At 62.1% G+C, this 14704-nt stretch carries 16 protein-coding genes and 1 pseudogene; 8 read left to right on the top strand and 9 right to left on the bottom strand.

The genetic code is table 11. The annotated features are described in order from the left end of the window. Positions 1 to 184: 184 nt before the first annotated feature. The 4 genes from fabF to fabD all read right to left on the bottom strand — a co-directional run bounded on the left by fabF (position 185) and on the right by fabD (position 3797). Positions 185 to 1441 carry a beta-ketoacyl-ACP synthase II gene (gene fabF / locus H6M51_RS11345; RefSeq protein ID WP_185809968.1) on the bottom strand — a complete coding sequence of 419 codons (1257 nt, stop codon included), beginning with the start codon at positions 1439 to 1441 and terminating at the stop codon, positions 185 to 187. Between the two features lie 132 nt (positions 1442 to 1573). Next, positions 1574 to 1810, bottom strand: coding sequence for an acyl carrier protein (locus H6M51_RS11340; RefSeq protein WP_006727438.1), 237 nt, complete (start codon positions 1808 to 1810; stop codon positions 1574 to 1576). 275 nt (positions 1811 to 2085) lie between these two features. Then, positions 2086 to 2823, bottom strand: a complete 738-nt coding sequence (gene fabG / locus H6M51_RS11335) for a 3-oxoacyl-[acyl-carrier-protein] reductase (protein ID WP_113459274.1) — start codon at positions 2821 to 2823, stop codon at positions 2086 to 2088. After that, entirely contained in the window at positions 2811 to 3797 is a 987-nt protein-coding gene (gene fabD, locus H6M51_RS11330; protein WP_185809967.1) for an ACP S-malonyltransferase, read from the bottom strand. The genes fabG and fabD overlap by 13 nt, the downstream gene beginning before the upstream one ends. A gap of 208 nt (positions 3798 to 4005) precedes the next feature. Here fabD and H6M51_RS11325 point away from each other — a divergent pair, with 208 nt between their 5' ends. The 7 genes from H6M51_RS11325 to rplI all read left to right on the top strand — a co-directional run bounded on the left by H6M51_RS11325 (position 4006) and on the right by rplI (position 8920). Next, positions 4006 to 5049: an aldo/keto reductase gene (locus H6M51_RS11325; protein ID WP_185809966.1), complete on the top strand. Its 1044-nt coding sequence runs from the start codon at positions 4006 to 4008 to the stop codon at positions 5047 to 5049. 132 nt (positions 5050 to 5181) lie between these two features. Then, the gene (locus H6M51_RS11320) at positions 5182 to 5988 is read left to right on the top strand and encodes a sodium:calcium antiporter (protein WP_246780493.1); all 807 of its coding nucleotides are present in this window, start codon (positions 5182 to 5184) and stop codon (positions 5986 to 5988) included. Next, the gene (locus tag H6M51_RS24630; protein WP_246780492.1) at positions 5882 to 6121 is read left to right on the top strand and encodes a hypothetical protein; all 240 of its coding nucleotides are present in this window, start codon (positions 5882 to 5884) and stop codon (positions 6119 to 6121) included. Before H6M51_RS11320 ends, H6M51_RS24630 begins: the two co-directional genes overlap by 107 nt. A 314-nt stretch (positions 6122 to 6435) precedes the next feature. Next, positions 6436 to 6891, top strand: a complete 456-nt coding sequence (gene rpsF / locus H6M51_RS11315) for a 30S ribosomal protein S6 (protein WP_138288047.1) — start codon at positions 6436 to 6438, stop codon at positions 6889 to 6891. A gap of 24 nt (positions 6892 to 6915) precedes the next feature. Next, on the top strand, positions 6916 to 7164 hold the full coding sequence (gene rpsR / locus H6M51_RS11310; protein WP_028736123.1) for a 30S ribosomal protein S18: 249 nt from the start codon (positions 6916 to 6918) through the stop codon (positions 7162 to 7164). 182 nt (positions 7165 to 7346) lie between these two features. Beyond that, positions 7347 to 8321 carry a DUF2232 domain-containing protein gene (locus H6M51_RS11305; RefSeq protein ID WP_185809965.1) on the top strand — a complete coding sequence of 325 codons (975 nt, stop codon included), beginning with the start codon at positions 7347 to 7349 and terminating at the stop codon, positions 8319 to 8321. Positions 8322 to 8341: 20 nt separating this feature from the next. Next, positions 8342 to 8920, top strand: a complete 579-nt coding sequence (gene rplI / locus H6M51_RS11300) for a 50S ribosomal protein L9 (protein WP_185809964.1) — start codon at positions 8342 to 8344, stop codon at positions 8918 to 8920. Positions 8921 to 9010: 90 nt separating this feature from the next. Here rplI and H6M51_RS11295 read toward each other — a convergent pair whose 3' ends face one another. From H6M51_RS11295 to H6M51_RS11285, 3 genes are read right to left on the bottom strand one after another with little or no spacing between them, the layout of a single operon-like run. Further along, the gene (locus tag H6M51_RS11295) at positions 9011 to 10057 is read right to left on the bottom strand and encodes an HlyD family secretion protein (RefSeq protein ID WP_185809963.1); all 1047 of its coding nucleotides are present in this window, start codon (positions 10055 to 10057) and stop codon (positions 9011 to 9013) included. A 21-nt stretch (positions 10058 to 10078) separates the two neighbouring features. Continuing rightward, a complete protein-coding gene (locus tag H6M51_RS11290; protein ID WP_185809962.1) occupies positions 10079 to 11755 on the bottom strand; it encodes an MFS transporter in 1677 nt (558 codons plus the stop codon). Then, positions 11752 to 12207 (bottom strand): MarR family winged helix-turn-helix transcriptional regulator, encoded by a 456-nt coding sequence (locus tag H6M51_RS11285; RefSeq protein ID WP_185809961.1) that lies wholly within the window; start codon positions 12205 to 12207, stop codon positions 11752 to 11754. The genes H6M51_RS11290 and H6M51_RS11285 overlap by 4 nt, the downstream gene beginning before the upstream one ends. Positions 12208 to 12610: 403 nt before the next feature. On the opposite strand from H6M51_RS11285, the gene H6M51_RS11280 reads away from it, so the two are divergent. Beyond that, complete coding sequence (locus H6M51_RS11280) at positions 12611 to 14107, top strand: replicative DNA helicase (RefSeq protein ID WP_185809960.1); 1497 nt, start codon at positions 12611 to 12613, stop codon at positions 14105 to 14107. A 39-nt stretch (positions 14108 to 14146) separates the two neighbouring features. Here the strand turns inward: H6M51_RS11280 and H6M51_RS11275 are convergent, their stop codons facing one another. Both H6M51_RS11275 and H6M51_RS11270 read right to left on the bottom strand, forming a co-directional pair. Next, a complete protein-coding gene (locus H6M51_RS11275) occupies positions 14147 to 14449 on the bottom strand; it encodes an AzlD domain-containing protein (protein ID WP_185809959.1) in 303 nt (100 codons plus the stop codon). Beyond that, positions 14446 to 14704 (bottom strand): annotated as a pseudogene (locus H6M51_RS11270) (hypothetical protein); the annotation flags it as partial. The pseudogene H6M51_RS11270 and the gene H6M51_RS11275, both read right to left, overlap by 4 nt.

Below are 14704 nucleotides of genomic sequence, written 5' to 3'. Positions count from 1 at the left end.
CTTTGTTTCGCACTCGCGGCTGTTTCATCCAGCAATGCGGCAAAAATCCGGGTCATCGTCCGGCACAGATGCGCCGGGCGTTGGGAAGATTTCTACCCGCAGACAGTGGCGGCGGGCAAGAGCAGTCCGCCGTCATTCCGTGCAATCGAGGGCGGCCGGAGCAATGCCCCTCCGCCCGACCCGATCAGGCCTCGTAGCGCTTCAGCACCAGCGAGGCGTTGGTGCCGCCGAAGCCGAAGGAATTCGACAGGGCGACATTGATCTCGCGCTTGCGCGCCTTGTGCGGCACGAGGTCGATCTTGGTCTCGACATCGGGATTGTCGAGGTTGAGCGTCGGCGGCGCGATGTTGTCGCGGATGGCGAGCGTCGAGAAGATCGCCTCGACGGCACCGGCGGCGCCGAGCAGATGCCCGATCGCCGACTTGGTCGACGACATCGAGACGTTTTCGGCGTGGTCGCCGAGCAGTCGCTCCACGGCGCCGAGTTCGATCGTGTCGGCCATGGTCGAGGTGCCATGGGCGTTGATGTAGTCGATGTCGGACGGCTTCAGGCCGGCGCGCTTCAGCGCCATGGTCATGCAGCGGAAGGCGCCGTCCCCATCTTCCGAGGGAGCGGTGATATGGAAGGCGTCGCCCGACAGACCGTAGCCGACGACTTCGGCATAGATTTTGGCACCGCGTGCCTTGGCGTGTTCCAGTTCTTCGAGAACCACGATGCCGGCGCCCTCACCCATAACGAAACCGTCACGGTCCTTGTCATAGGGGCGCGAGGCGGCGGTCGGATCGTCGTTGCGGGCTGTCGACAGCGCCTTGCAGGCAGCGAAACCGGCCAGCGAAATGCGGCTGATCGGCGATTCCGTGCCGCCGGCGACCATCACGTCGGCATCGCCAAGAGCGACGAGACGGGCTGCATCACCAATGGCATGGGCGCCGGTCGAGCAGGCGGTCACGACGGAATGGTTCGGACCGCGCAGCTTGTGGCGGATCGACACCTGGCCGGAAGCGAGGTTGATCAGGCGACCAGGGATGAAGAAGGGCGACAGGCGGCGCGGGCCCTTGTCGCGCAGGATGTGGCCTGCTTCGACAATGCCTTCGATACCGCCGATTCCGGAGCCGATCAGCACGCCGGTGGCGCATTGCTCGTCATCCGTCTTCGGCTCCCAGCCGGCATCCTTCAGCGCCATATCGGCCGCTGCGACCGCGTAGATGATGAAGTGATCGACCTTGCGCTGCTCCTTGAGCTCCATCCAGTCATCCGGATTCCAGGCGCCTTCACCTTCGGTCGGGATACGGCAGGCGATCTTGGCCGGCAGGTCCTCGACCTCGAATTCCGTGACCAGGCGAGCGCCGCTCTGGCTGGCGAGAAGCCGCTGCCAGGTCAGTTCCGTACCCACTCCCAGAGGCGATACCATGCCGGTACCGGTGATGACGACACGTCTCATCGTGCGAAGCCCACCCCAAATTCGTTGACCGAAGTCACTGTAAACAAAGGTCCAGATACAACAAGGCCCGCTCATCGCGGGCCCAAGCGGACAGGACGGGCTCGCACCCGCCTTCCGCAGCAGTCTGATCGATCAGGCCTGGGCCTTCTCGATGAACTTTACGGCGTCGCCGACCGTCAGGATCGAGTCCGCTGCATCGTCCGGGATCTCGACGCCGAATTCTTCTTCGAAGGCCATGACGAGTTCGACGGTGTCGAGCGAGTCAGCGCCCAGATCGTCGATGAAGCTCGCGCCTTCGACGACCTTTTCAGCGTCAACGCCGAGATGATCAACTACAATTTTCTTCACGCGTTCTGCGATATCGCTCATGTCGGTATCCTCGACCTTCTAAAATTCAGAGGGAGCCGTAATGGCTACCCTGCCCTGCATTCAGCCGGTGACGCTTTCGTCCCCACCAGCAAACCCTTCGGCCCTGACCCAGAGCGGTTTATGCAAACAAAAGCATAAACTTCGGCTCATGAGACGGAGCGACTGCTCACAGTCATGGAGCGCTTAACACGGTTTAAGCGCGCCGCAAAGCCAGAAATTCGCCCCTTCGCCTCGGTCAACATCCTATTGCGCAAGGGCTCTTTCCGGCAATTCGGTCAGATCATCGCCATGCCGCCATTCACGTGCAGCGTCTGGCCGGTCATGTAGGCGGCTTCGTTGGAGGCGAGGTAGACGACGGCGGAGGCAACTTCGGCACCGGTGCCCATGCGCTTCATGGGGATGGCCCCCATGATCGCTTCCTTCTGCTTGTCGTTCAGCTTGCCGGTCATGGCGCTCTCGATAAAGCCCGGAGCGACGCAGTTGACGGTCACGTTGCGGGTGGCGATTTCCTGGCCGAGCGACTTGGTAAAGCCGATCATGCCGGCCTTGGAGGCGCAGTAGTTGGCCTGGCCCGGATTGCCGGTGACGCCGACGACAGAGGTGATGTTGATGATGCGGCCAAAGCGGCGACGCATCATCGGATGGGTCAGCTCGCGGGTCAGGCGGAAGACGGCGGTGAGATTGACTTCCAGAACCGCATCCCAGTCGGCATCGGACATGCGGACGAACAGGCCGTCCTTGGTGATGCCGGCATTGTTGACGAGGATGTCGACGCCTTCGAGTTCAGCTTCGGCCTTTTCGCCCAGTGCCTTCACTTCATCTCGGTCCGAAAGGTTGGCCGGGAAGATCTTGACGCGGTCACCGAGTTCGGCGGCCAGCGCCTCCAGCTTTTCGACACGGGTGCCATGCAGGCCGACGATCGCGCCCTGGGCATGCAGCTGGCGAGCGATTTCTTCGCCGATGCCGCCTGTGGCGCCGGTCACGAGAGCCTTGCGGCCGGTCAGATCGAACATGATCGTTTTCCTTGTTGTTCGTTGAGGCGATCAGCCGTGAGTGCGGCAAGAGCCGCGTCGATATCGGCCGGGCCATTCACGGCGACGCCGTTGATGTTCTTGTCGATGCGGCGGGCGAGACCCGTCAGAACCTTGCCTGAGCCGATCTCATAGAGCGTCGTCACGCCATTGGCGCCGAACCATTCGACCGTTTCGCGCCAGCGCACCTGGCCGGTGACCTGCTCGACGAGCAGATCGGCGATTTCGGTCGCTGAGGTCACGGGAGCGGCGCGCACATTGGCGATGAGGGGCACGATGGGGTCTTTCTTTTCGACCTTGGAAAGGGCCTCGCGCATGGCATCGGCCGCCGGGCCCATCAGAGCCGAATGGAAGGGTGCAGACACCGGCAGCATGATGGCGCGCTTGGCGCCCTTTTCGGTGGCAAGAGCTGCCGCCTTTTCCACCGCAGCCTTGCCGCCCGAGATGACCAGCTGACCGCCGCCATTGTCGTTGGCGATCTGGCAGGGACCGGCTGCGGAAGCTTCCGCGCAGATCGCCTGCACATCACCGTGCTCCAGGCCGATGATGGCAGCCATGGCGCCCTCACCTACGGGAACGGCCGCCTGCATGGCGTTGCCGCGAATGCGCAGAAGGCGTGCGGTATCGGCGATCGAGAAGGTTCCGGCAGCGCAGAGGGCGGAATACTCGCCGAGCGAGTGACCAGCGACGTATGCGATCTTGGACTTGAGATCCAGGCCCTTGGCTTCAAGCACACGAATGACGGCCATGGAGACAGCCATCAGCGCCGGCTGGGCATTGGCGGTCAGCGTCAGCGTCTCTTCCGGACCATTCCACATGATGTCGGACAGTTTCTGGCCGAGCGCTTCGTCAACTTCTGCGAAAACGGCACGGGCTTCTGCAAAATTGTCGGCAAGGTCCTTGCCCATCCCGACGGCCTGACTGCCCTGGCCCGGGAAGGTGAATGCGACTGACATGGGCGTTTCTCCCTTGGTTTTTCCCTGTCAATTCACAGATGGGCCTTGTAAGTCAAGCCTTGCACCCCGGTGACGCCCCCTCGAACCGTCACTTCGACCGGGCTGTTCCACAGCTATCGGCATCTTGCGGTACATCAATTTCTGCCTAAATTGTCTCGCACCGCCCTCCGCCTCCGCAGGCAATTTTCTCGACATCAGAGGCTTTCCCATGAAGATGAACCGGCTCGGCCGCACCGATATCCTTGTTTCCGAAATCTGCCTGGGCACGATGACCTGGGGCTCCCAGAACACGCGCGAGGAAGCCTATGCGCAGATGGACCACGCGCTTGACCAGGGTGTGAACTTCTTCGATACGGCCGAGCTTTATCCGACAACGCCGCTGTCTGCGGAAACATACGCCGATACCGAGCGCCTCATCGGCGACTGGTTCGAGAAAACCGGCAATCGCGAGAAGGTGGTACTGGCAACCAAGGTCGCGGGCCCGGGTCGTCCCTATATCCGCGATGGCAAGCCGATCACCGGTGCCGTCGTCAAGGAAGCGCTCGATGCCAGCCTGAAGCGGCTGAAAACCGACTATGTCGATCTCTATCAGATCCACTGGCCGAACCGCGGGCATTTCCATTTCCGCGGCGCGTGGAACTACAACCCTTTCAAGCAGGACAAGGCCAAAGCAGCATCGGACATCGCTGAAATTCTCGACGCCCTCGGTGACTGCGTGAAGGCCGGCAAACTGAGAGCCGTCGGCCTCTCCAACGAAACCGCCTGGGGCACGCAGAAATATCTGACGCTTGCCGAAGCCAAGGGGCTTCCCCGTATCGCGACGATCCAGAACGAATACAATCTGCTCTATCGGCACTACGATCTCGACCTTGCCGAACTTTCGCACCATGAAGATGTCGGCCTACTCGCCTATTCGCCGCTGGCCGGCGGCATCCTCTCGGGCAAATATCTCGACGGCAAGAAGCCCGCCGGGTCACGCGGTTCGATCAACGGCGACATCGGCGGTCGTCTTGTCCCGCATCAGGAATCCGCGACGCGCGCCTATGTCGAGCTTGCGGCCAAACACGGACTGGATCCCTCCGCCATGGCGATCGCCTTCTGCCTGACACGTGCGTTTATGGCTTCGGTGATCATCGGCGCCACCACGATGGAGCAGTTGAAGATCAATATCAGCGGCTCCGATCTCAAGCTTGCAGATGAGGTGCTGCAGGAGATTGCGAAGATCCACCGCGTCTATCCGATGCCCATCTAAGCAGCGGCATTATCTCCGGCCGTTCGACCAACAAAAACGTGAATGGCCGTGACCTGTACATCGCTGCAGTGCATCACCACTTGCGACGGCGATCGAAGACTGGCCTTGCTGCCGAAAACCTGGGGGATTGAATTGGATTACTTGTTGGTTGCCGGCGGGTTGGTCGGACTGTACTTCGGGGCGGAATGGCTGTTGCGCGGCTCCATCGCACTCGCCCAGAAGCTCGCCATTCCGACGCTGATCGTGTCTCTCGTGATCGTTGGCTTCGGCACATCCATGCCGGAATTGCTGGTGTCCGTGCGCGCGGCGATTAGCGGCTCTTCTGACATTGCACTCGGCAATGTCGTTGGATCGAACACTGCCAACATCCTGCTCATCATCGGCGCCTGTGCGATGATCTTGCCCATTACCCACTGGGACAAAGGGGTTAAGCGTGACAGCTATGTCATGGTGGCCGCAGCGATCCTGCTCCTCGGGCTGACGCAGTTTGCGGCCATCGGACGGCTGGCCGGATTTGTGATGGTCGCTGTTCTTCTGGCCTATGTGGCCTATGCCTATTTCAACAGCAAGGGCACCGTCGAGGACGTTGCAGAAGAAGAAGTCAAACATGAGACGCTCGGAAGCGGTTTCATGGCGCTGCTCATCCTGGGCGGCCTGGTGACCCTCTTCGTCGGCGCCGAGCTTCTGGTCCGCGGAGCAACCAACCTCGCCCGCGATTTCGGCGTATCAGAAGCCGTCATCGGCCTGACCGTCGTGGCCGTTGGCACCTCGCTGCCGGAACTGGCAACCGGCATCATGTCAGCGGTGCGCAAGCATTCCGATATCATGTATCATGATCGGGAATATCGTCGGATCGAACATCTTCAACATCCTGTTCATCCTCGGCGTGACGTCCGTCATCCAGCCCATTGCGGTCGCACCACGGTTCGGCAGCTTTGACGTGCCCGTCATGCTCGGTGTGACGATCGGCTTCGCCTTCCTGCTTCTGTCGCATCTCGGAGTTCGCAGGCTCACCGCTGGAGCCATGCTGGTGGCCTATGTGGGCTACACCTCGGCGCTGGTACAAATCTGAGGCAGCGAAGTATTTTCCGACCCCGCACCTGGGCCGCCGGCAGAAAATGCCGTGCGGCCCTTGCTTTTATGGCCAAGAGGGGTATAAGCGCGCCGTTCACAACACCCGGTCCTCTGGCTGGTGGCTGAACGGAGGGCTGGCAGGCTCGCAAGGTCTGCAGCAGGAACTATTAAGGGTTTCCGGTCTCCCGTGTCTCCGCTCTCGACCGTCTCGAACACACTACTTTTCTTGCCGCGGCTTGCCGCACAGGAGCAGTCTGTGAGGCTTAGCGCCGGATCCGGGTGACGACAACCGCAAGAAAAGGCAAAGCTTACATGGCTCTTTACGAACACGTATTCCTTGCCCGGCAGGATATGTCCGCTCAGCAGGTTGATGCCCTCGTCGAACAGTACAAGGGTGTCATCGAAGCTAACGGCGGCAAGGTCGGGCGCATCGAAAACTGGGGCCTCAAGTCCCTCACGTACCGCATCAAGAAGAACCGCAAGGCTCACTACGCTCTCATGGACATCGACGCTCCGGCGGCTGCCGTCCATGAAATGGAGCGCCAGATGCGCATCAACGAAGACGTTCTTCGTTACATGACCATCGCTGTCGAAGCCCATGAAGAGGGCCCGTCCGCGATGATGCAGAAGCGCGACCGTGACGACCGTCCGCGCCGCGAAGGCGACGATCGTGGCCCGCGCCGCGACTTCGGCGATCGTGGTCCGCGTCCGGACCGTGGCCCCCGTGAAGGTGGCTTCGAGCGCCGTCCGCGCGAAGACCGCGCTTAATCTCGAGCAATAGGAGAAAACACAATGGCTGATGCATCCTCTGCTCCGGCACGCCGCCCGTTCCATCGTCGTCGCAAGACCTGCCCCTTCTCGGGCGCGAACGCACCGAAGATCGACTACAAGGACGTCCGTCTCCTGCAGCGCTACATTTCCGAGCGCGGCAAGATCGTTCCGTCCCGTATCACTGCAGTTTCGCAGAAGAAGCAGCGTGAGCTGGCCCAGGCCATCAAGCGCGCCCGCTTCCTCGGCCTCCTGCCGTACGTCGTCGCCTGATCTGATCTGAAGCCTGCCGGCTCCTGTCGGCGGGCTTCATCCCTTCCGCGTTGGGCGCGGATCGGAACCGACTGCCCGATGGCGCGCTGCCGCGACGTCAGGCGAAATCCCATGTTGGGGATGCTTTTTGCGCAATCGCTTGAGGCCCCTCCCCTAACTGCTTGAACCAGCAGGACAGCGACGTGCAAAAACTGGATGTCAAATTGCTGACCACCGGCTTCGTTGCCGGTCTTACTGCCGCCCTGTTGGTCATGGGCGCTGCGGCACAGCCATCGCTTGCCTCGCTTCTTTACGCAGCCTCCGCCCTGCCTGTGCTGATCGTCGGCCTCGGCTGGGGCAATGTCGCATCCATCACCGCCATCGTCACCGCAGCGCTGCTCGGCACCATCAGCGTCTCGCCGATGTTCGCCTTCGGCATGTCGATCTTCACGCTGGCGCCTGCCGGCTGGCTGGCGCACCTGTCGAGCCTGGCGCGTCCGGCTTCCGAGATCGGCGGTCCGGACCACCTGATGGCCTGGTACCCGCTGTCGGACATCATCCTGCAGCTCTGCAGCTTCGTGACGATCGCCGTCGTCGTGCTCGGTGTCATCATCGGCTTCGGACCGGAGTTCACCGGCCAGTTGGTGGATGCCATGGTGCAGGCGATGAGCACGCAGGATCCGGCCATGCTGCCGGATGCGGTTGCCCTTGAACAGTTGAAGCGGACCATGGTCATCCTGCTGCCGATGATCCAGGGCGGCACCTGGGTGCTGCTTCTGACGATGATGTATTACATCGCCGTGCGGATCGTGACGGCATCAGGGCGCAACAAGCGTCCGCGCGAGGATTTCCCCTCGGCGCTTCGGATGAACCGCAACACGGTCTTCATCTTTCTCGCCGGCATTATCGCCTGCTTTATCGGTGGTGTGCCGGCGATGATCGGCGCCACCGTCTGCGGGACCTTCGGCGCCGGCTTCCTGATGGCAGGCTTTGCCTCCATGCATCACAAGACGCGCGGCAAGGACTGGCGCCTGCCGGCCCTGGTGCTCGCCTATCTCTCTTCGATCATGCTCTTGCCGCTCATGATCCCCCTCATCATCGGCCTCTCCGATACCCGGCGGACCGTTGCCCTCACGCCGGCCCGCAAGGCCGACACCGAAAACTCCGAAACTGACTGAAAACTGAAAGGAACACGACAATGCAGGTCATTCTCCTCGAACGCATCGCCAAGCTCGGCCAGATGGGCGAAACCGTAAAGGTTCGCGACGGCTTCGCCCGTAACTACCTGCTGCCGCAGGGCAAGGCGCTGCGCGCCAACGAAGCCAACAAGAAGCGTTTCGAAGCCGAGCGCGCTACACTCGAGGCCCGCAACCTCGAGCGCAAGTCGGAAGCCCAGAAGGTCGCCGACGCTCTCGCCGGCAAGTCCTTCCTCGTCGTCCGTTCGGCTGGCGAAACCGGCCAGCTCTACGGTTCGGTCGCCGCCCGTGACGTCGTCGAGATCCTGGCTGCCGAAGGCTTCAACATCGGCCGCAACCAGGTCGAGCTGAACACCCCGATCAAGTCGATCGGCCTCCACCAGGTCACGCTGCACCTGCATTCGGAAGTCGAGCTGACCGTCGAGCTCAACGTTGCCCGTTCGGCCGAAGAAGCCGAGCGCCAGGCCAAGGGCGAGAGCCTGACCTCGGCCGACGCCATCTACGGCGTTGACGAAGATGCGCTGCGTCCGGAAGACTTCTTCGATCCGGAAGCCGACCTCGACGGCGACGAAGACCGCTAAGCGCTTTTGCACCTTCGGGTGTGACAGTCACGGAAAGCCCGGCCTTGCATCCGCAAAGCCGGGCTTTTTCATTGTCCTACAGTGTCTCCCTCAGGCGGGACCGACGCTCTTGTCGATGCGTACGGTGACCGACATGCCGGGGGTCAGAAGCGATGCGGCCTCCGTGGTGTCGTCGACGGCGATGCGCACCCCCATACGCTGGGCGATCTTGACGAAATTCCCGCTCGCATTGTCAGCCTTGATGACCGAGAACTCGGAGCCGGTCGCGGGCGAAAAGCGCTCCACCCTGCCCTTCAGGACCTTGCGGTCCAGCGCATCGACACGGATCTCGACGGGCTGGCCGACGGTCATGCCGGCGAGCTGGGTCTCCTTGAAGTTGGCGATGATCCAGACGTCCTTCGGCACGACTGCCATGAGCTGGGTGCCGGCCGCCACATATTGGCCGACGCGGACACCGACCTCGCCGAGCTTTCCATCGCGCGGAGCCCGGATCTCGGTGTTGGAGAGATCGATCTTCGCGAGCTCGACTGCCGCCTGAGCGTTGGCGACGGCCGCCTCAAGGGAGTTGCGGTTGACGATGATCGTCTGCAGGTCCTGGCGGGAAACCTCGACGGCGGCCTTCGCCTGGGCCATTGCTGCCCGGGCCCGGTCCCGAGCAGCATGGGCCTGTTCCTGGGCACTGGTGGCAACGACGCCGCTGCGGATCAGGCTGTCCTGGCGGTTGGACTGGCTCTCGGCCTGCTCAAGGTCCGCATTTACCGAATCGACGGCAGCCTCGCTGGAGGCGATACGGGCTTGGGCTGCCGTCTCCTGCTGGCGGGAATTGTCGAGGGCCGCCCTCTGGGTCGCAAGAGCGGCTTCGGCCTGGGCAAGCTTCTGGCGATAAATGCGGTCATCGATACGCGCGAGGAGCTGGCCCTTCTCCACCGACTGGTAATCCTGGACCGGCACGTCGACCACATAGCCGCTGACCTGCGGGCTCAGGGTCGTGACATAGCCCCGGACATAGGCGTTGTCGGTCATTTCGATGGAGCTGGTGAAGGGTGGCAGGCGCCAGGCGTAGAGCACCAGAGAGGTGCCGATTAGAGCGCCGAGGATGATCAGGATGGTGGCGGGGGTCAGGAATTTCTTCAACATGGCGGTACACTCTTTCGAACGTCAGGATTGGAGGGCTTGCCCGGCCGGGGCGGCACGCAGATTGCGCAGGCCCTTCCAGGCGAGGTGGACGAGGAGCACGGCGAGCGCTGCGGTCGTCACGAGTGAAATCAGCAGGAAGGTATCGGTGTAGGCGAGGACATAGGCCTCGCGGGTCACCTGCTGTGACAACAGCGTGAGCCCTTCTGCCTTGAGGATGCTCGGGTCGCTGATGACCTTGCCGTAGGCGCCAGCCAACTGGCTGACTCGCTGGGCGACTTCGGGCCGCGTCAGAAGGATGCTCTCGACCAGATGGCTCGAATGGAACTTCTCGCGAATGGTGACGAAGGTGGCGAGGAACGAGGTCGTCAAAAGGGCTCCGGTGATCTGGGTGAAGAGAAAGATCACGATGAAGTTGACGATGTAGGTCGGCCCCTTCTGCAAGGCTGCCATAAAGCCCTTGGCCATGACGGGAGGCAGGAACATCGCCGCCCCAAAGGCGATCATGCTCTGGCTGAGATAGAACTGCTCGGGGCGCGTCAGGCTGGTGGCCTGGCTGTCGAGATAGGCACCTGCAGCGATCAGCACCAAGGCGATGACATGCGCTGCGGCCACGAACCTCGAGGACATCAGGACCATGCAGAACAGCCCGCCAGCAACCGAAGCCACAAGAACGAAGCCCCAGAGCGCGAACTGCTGGTCGTTGAGCAGCCCGATCTGCTGGAAGAAGCTGACGGCGGTCGATGACTGCTCGGACGACACGGCGCGAAAGACCAGGAGCACGGCAGCCATGTGCAGATTGTCGCGCGAGAAGATCCAGCGAAAGTCGAGCATCGGATTGGTCCGGTGCGCTTCGATCAAGGCGGTTGCTGCGAGGAAAAGGATCGATGCCGCGAGCAAGGCGCCGAGCCACCAGGTCTCGAACCACCAGTATAGACGACCAAGCGTCAGGAAGACGGCAAGGCAGCCGATGCCTGCGGCCAGCAGCAGATAGGAAAGGATGTCGATGCGCTCGATCACCTTGGCGCGCGGCGGCGGGGTGAGCGGCAGGGCAAAGATGATGGCCATGGAGACGAGCGCCAGACCAACCTCCAGCGAATAGAGCGCCTGCCAGCCCTCGACCTCAAGCAGGCTCGGCGAGATCATCCGCGCCAGCGGGGCCGCCAACAGTGTGCCCATGAGGGCAATGCTCAGCCCATGGGTGAGCTTGCGCTGCAGCGGAAACGCCTCCAGCACATACATGAATCCGAGCGTCGAGATCGGGGCTGCGGCACAGCCGCTGATGAAGCGGACGACAAGGGCGGACTGCAGGTCGTTGACGAAGAGATTGAGCGCCGAGGCCACCACGAAGAGCAGGATGCTCCACTCCGCAAAGGGGCGAAGGCCATACTGGGTGCGCACCTTGAAGAGCGCGATCGACAGCGTGGCATAGGGCGCCATATAGGCGGCCGAAAGCCAGGCGGCCTCGACGGCGGTCGCCGAGAACTCGCCCTGCAACTGATAGAGATTGGCGTTGACGATATTCATGCCCAGTCCCTGGGTGATGAACAGCAGGAGGCCGGAAGCAATGTAGATGGCTCCCAGCCCCAGCGGCTTGGCCGGCGGCATGGCCAGAGCGGCCGCGTCGGCAGCAGGTGGCGGCGCAGGCGCTCTGGCCTCGTCTGCCGGAACGAGCGTAGCGGCCTTCATGACGGAGCTCATGTCCGCACCTTTTCCTGGTCGAGACGCTGGAGGTTGCGGGTCAGCCGCCGGACGACCGACAGGGCGATCTCCAGGTCGCCTTGCGTGATTTCGGCCGCGATTTCTTCGCGCAAGCCAGCAGCAAGAACATACATCCTGTCGAAGGCCACCTTGCCTGCTTCGGTCATGGCGATCCGCTTGGCCCGACGGTCGTTCGGGTCTTCAGTGCGCACGATCAGCTTCTGGCCCGCCATGCCATCGAGAACCCTGACCAGCGTCGGCGTCTCGATTTCGAGTTCTTCGGCCAGTTCCTTCTGGGTCAGCGGACCGCGGCGAGCGATGGCAAAGAGCGCACGAGCCCGAGCAAGGGTCAGCCCCTCCTCGCGCACGGCTGCGTCAAAGAAGGCCCGGAGCTTTCGGTTGAAAGCCGACATTTCGTCGAAAAGCTGTTCGTTCTGGGACTGCCGCGACATCCGCAACGCCTCCTAATAATTAGGTTGCTATCTATATTGTCCCTATTTAATCGCTGGAGTGCGGTATTCAAGCGTGTTTGTGCCATGGCAGCCATGCAATATCGGAATGGAGCGGACCCGCAGCCGGACACTTCAGTCCGTTTCATGCAGTCCATCCCGCCTTTCGCGGACCATCGCGACCGGGTTTTTCGCGCATACCGACCTTACAGTCTGCTAGAATGTGCGTTCCCGAGGCCGATTCGTTGAATGTCACAGTCAACCGAAAAGATCCGAAACCTCGGCTTTTTCTGAAGTCGCGATGAGGCGCCTGTGAATCAATGTGGGTTGCTGCGCGAGCCATTTCGCCGCCTCACGTTCTCGCTATGGTGCAGCCACCGCCGACACATGGATTGGATGCGAACGAATGAACGATGCTGCGCGCAAACTGAGCCCGGTCCAGCCGACTGAGCCGCTCTACCGGGAGGCTCCGAACAACATCGAAGCCGAACAGGCTTTGCTCGGCGCCATCCTCGTCAACAACGATGCCTTCTATCGCGTTTCGGACTTCCTGAAGCCCGACCATCTCTATGAGCCGCTACATCGGAAGATCTTCGAGGTTGCCTCCGAAATCATCCGCATGGGCAAGACGGCGAACCCGGTCACCATCAAGACCTTCCTGCCGGCCGACCAGAAGGTCGGCGACCTGACGGTCGCGCAATATCTCGCGCGCCTGGCCTCCGAAGCGGTCACCATCATCAATGCGGAAGACTATGGTCGCGCTATCTATGACCTGGCGCTACGCCGCTCGCTGATCCAGATCGGCGAGGACGTCGTCAACATCGCCTATGACGCGCCGCTCGACATGCCGCCGCAGGCGCAGATCGAAGACACCGAGCGCCGCCTCTTTGCTCTGGCCGAAAACGGCCGCTACGATGGGGGTTTCCAGTCCTTCTCGGACGCGGTGGCGCAGGCCGTCGACATGGCGGGGGCTGCCTTCGAGCGCGACGGCAACCTCTCGGGCATTTCGACCGGCATCATGTCGCTCGATGCCAAGATGGGCGGATTGCAGCGCTCCGACTTGATCGTGCTTGCGGGACGTCCGGGTATGGGCAAGACCTCGCTTGCCACCAACATCGCCTGGAACATCGCAGCCGCCTACGAACCGGAAGTGCTGCCGGATGGCTCCTTCAAGGCGAAGAACGGCGGCGTCGTCGGCTTCTACTCGCTCGAAATGTCAGCCGAACAGCTCGCCACCCGTATCATGTCGGAGCAGACGGAAGTCTCGTCGTCGAAGATCCGCCGCGGTGACATCACCGAGCACGAATTCGAAAAGCTCGTGGGCTTTTCCCAGACCATGCAGAAGGTGCCGCTGTTCATCGACCAGACCGGTGGTATCTCGATCGCCCAGCTGGCTGCGCGTGCCCGTCGCCTGAAGCGCCAGCGCGGTCTCGACTTCCTCGTCGTGGACTATATCCAGCTGATGACCGGCGCCGGCAAGGCGGGCGAAAACCGCGTGCAGGAAATCACCCAGATCACCACGGGTCTGAAGTCGCTCGGCAAGGAGTTGAACGTTCCGATCGTTGCCCTTTCGCAGCTCTCGCGTCAGGTCGAAAGCCGCGAAGACAAGCGTCCGCAGCTCTCCGACCTTCGTGAATCGGGTTCGATCGAGCAGGACGCCGACGTGGTGCTCTTCGTGTTCCGCGAGGAATACTACGTCAAGAACCTGGAGCCCCGTGACCCCGCCGATCCAAAGTATCCGGAATGGGAAGCGCATATGGACAAGGTCAAGGGAACGGCCGATGTCATCATTGCCAAGCAGCGTCACGGACCGACGGGTACCGTGAAGCTCGCCTTCCAGTCGGAATTCACCCGCTTTGCGGATCTGGCCGATCCGACCTTCATTCAATACGAAGAACCGTGAGATCGAAGGGCGCCGGAGTGGCGCTCTTTTTTTTGACGACTAGAGACCGGCGGCTCTCAAGGCGGCAACGGTGACGACGCCGGCGGCAGCGGCCGGCAGAAGCGGCAGGCGGTTTGCCGCCAGTGCAACAACCGCGCAGCCCGCCGTTTCGGCCCACCCCGTGGCAAAGGCCGTCGGCGTTACCACGGCCATCAGCACCGAGGGCGGGATGGCGGCGAGGATGTCTTCTGCCCTGGGCGACAGCCGAAGGAGGCGCCCGACCAGCAAGCCCGTCTGGCGGGTGGTGATGGTGGCGGCCGCCATGGCGAGGATCGCAAGCAGCGTGTTCAAGTCTACGGTCATGCTCTCTCCCCCTTGGCGAGCGAGCTCAAGGCCGCGACGGCGACGCCGCCGAGTGCTCCGGCGAGGATGTACCAGACACCCGGCACAAGCTGGTGGACGAGCAATGCACTTGAACCGCTGCCGATGAGGATCAGTCCCGTACGCGGCCCACGCCAGAAGCCTGCAATGAGGATGACGATGACCTTGCCCCGCTGAACTAATCCATTTTGAAGTAAGCTCTGGCCCATCGAGAGGACCAGAGAATGAAGCGCAACC

Origin of the sequence: Rhizobium sp. AQ_MP, assembly GCF_014237835.1 — a bacterium.
GTDB lineage: Bacteria > Pseudomonadota > Alphaproteobacteria > Rhizobiales > Rhizobiaceae > Allorhizobium.
This window is presented reverse-complemented; position numbering and strand designations above follow the sequence as displayed.

Bases quoted from the DNA above. Each gene is read 5' to 3' on its own strand.
- rplI (WP_185809964.1), top strand. From the start codon at position 8,342: ATGCAGGTCATTCTCCTCGAACGCATCGCCAAGCTCGGCCAGATGGGC.
- H6M51_RS11285 (WP_185809961.1), bottom strand. From the start codon at position 12,207: ATGTCGCGGCAGTCCCAGAACGAACAGCTTTTCGACGAAATGTCGGCT.
- fabD (WP_185809967.1), bottom strand. From the start codon at position 3,797: ATGTCAGTCGCATTCACCTTCCCGGGCCAGGGCAGTCAGGCCGTCGGG.
- fabG (WP_113459274.1), bottom strand. From the start codon at position 2,823: ATGTTCGATCTGACCGGCCGCAAGGCTCTCGTGACCGGCGCCACAGGC.
- rpsF (WP_138288047.1), top strand. From the start codon at position 6,436: ATGGCTCTTTACGAACACGTATTCCTTGCCCGGCAGGATATGTCCGCT.
- fabF (WP_185809968.1), bottom strand. From the start codon at position 1,441: ATGAGACGTGTCGTCATCACCGGTACCGGCATGGTATCGCCTCTGGGA.
- H6M51_RS11325 (WP_185809966.1), top strand. From the start codon at position 4,006: ATGAAGATGAACCGGCTCGGCCGCACCGATATCCTTGTTTCCGAAATC.
- H6M51_RS11295 (WP_185809963.1), bottom strand. From the start codon at position 10,057: ATGTTGAAGAAATTCCTGACCCCCGCCACCATCCTGATCATCCTCGGC.
- H6M51_RS11340 (WP_006727438.1), bottom strand. From the start codon at position 1,810: ATGAGCGATATCGCAGAACGCGTGAAGAAAATTGTAGTTGATCATCTC.
- rpsR (WP_028736123.1), top strand. From the start codon at position 6,916: ATGGCTGATGCATCCTCTGCTCCGGCACGCCGCCCGTTCCATCGTCGT.
- H6M51_RS24630 (WP_246780492.1), top strand. From the start codon at position 5,882: ATGATCGGGAATATCGTCGGATCGAACATCTTCAACATCCTGTTCATC.
- H6M51_RS11290 (WP_185809962.1), bottom strand. From the start codon at position 11,755: ATGAGCTCCGTCATGAAGGCCGCTACGCTCGTTCCGGCAGACGAGGCC.
- H6M51_RS11275 (WP_185809959.1), bottom strand. From the start codon at position 14,449: ATGACCGTAGACTTGAACACGCTGCTTGCGATCCTCGCCATGGCGGCC.
- H6M51_RS11280 (WP_185809960.1), top strand. From the start codon at position 12,611: ATGAACGATGCTGCGCGCAAACTGAGCCCGGTCCAGCCGACTGAGCCG.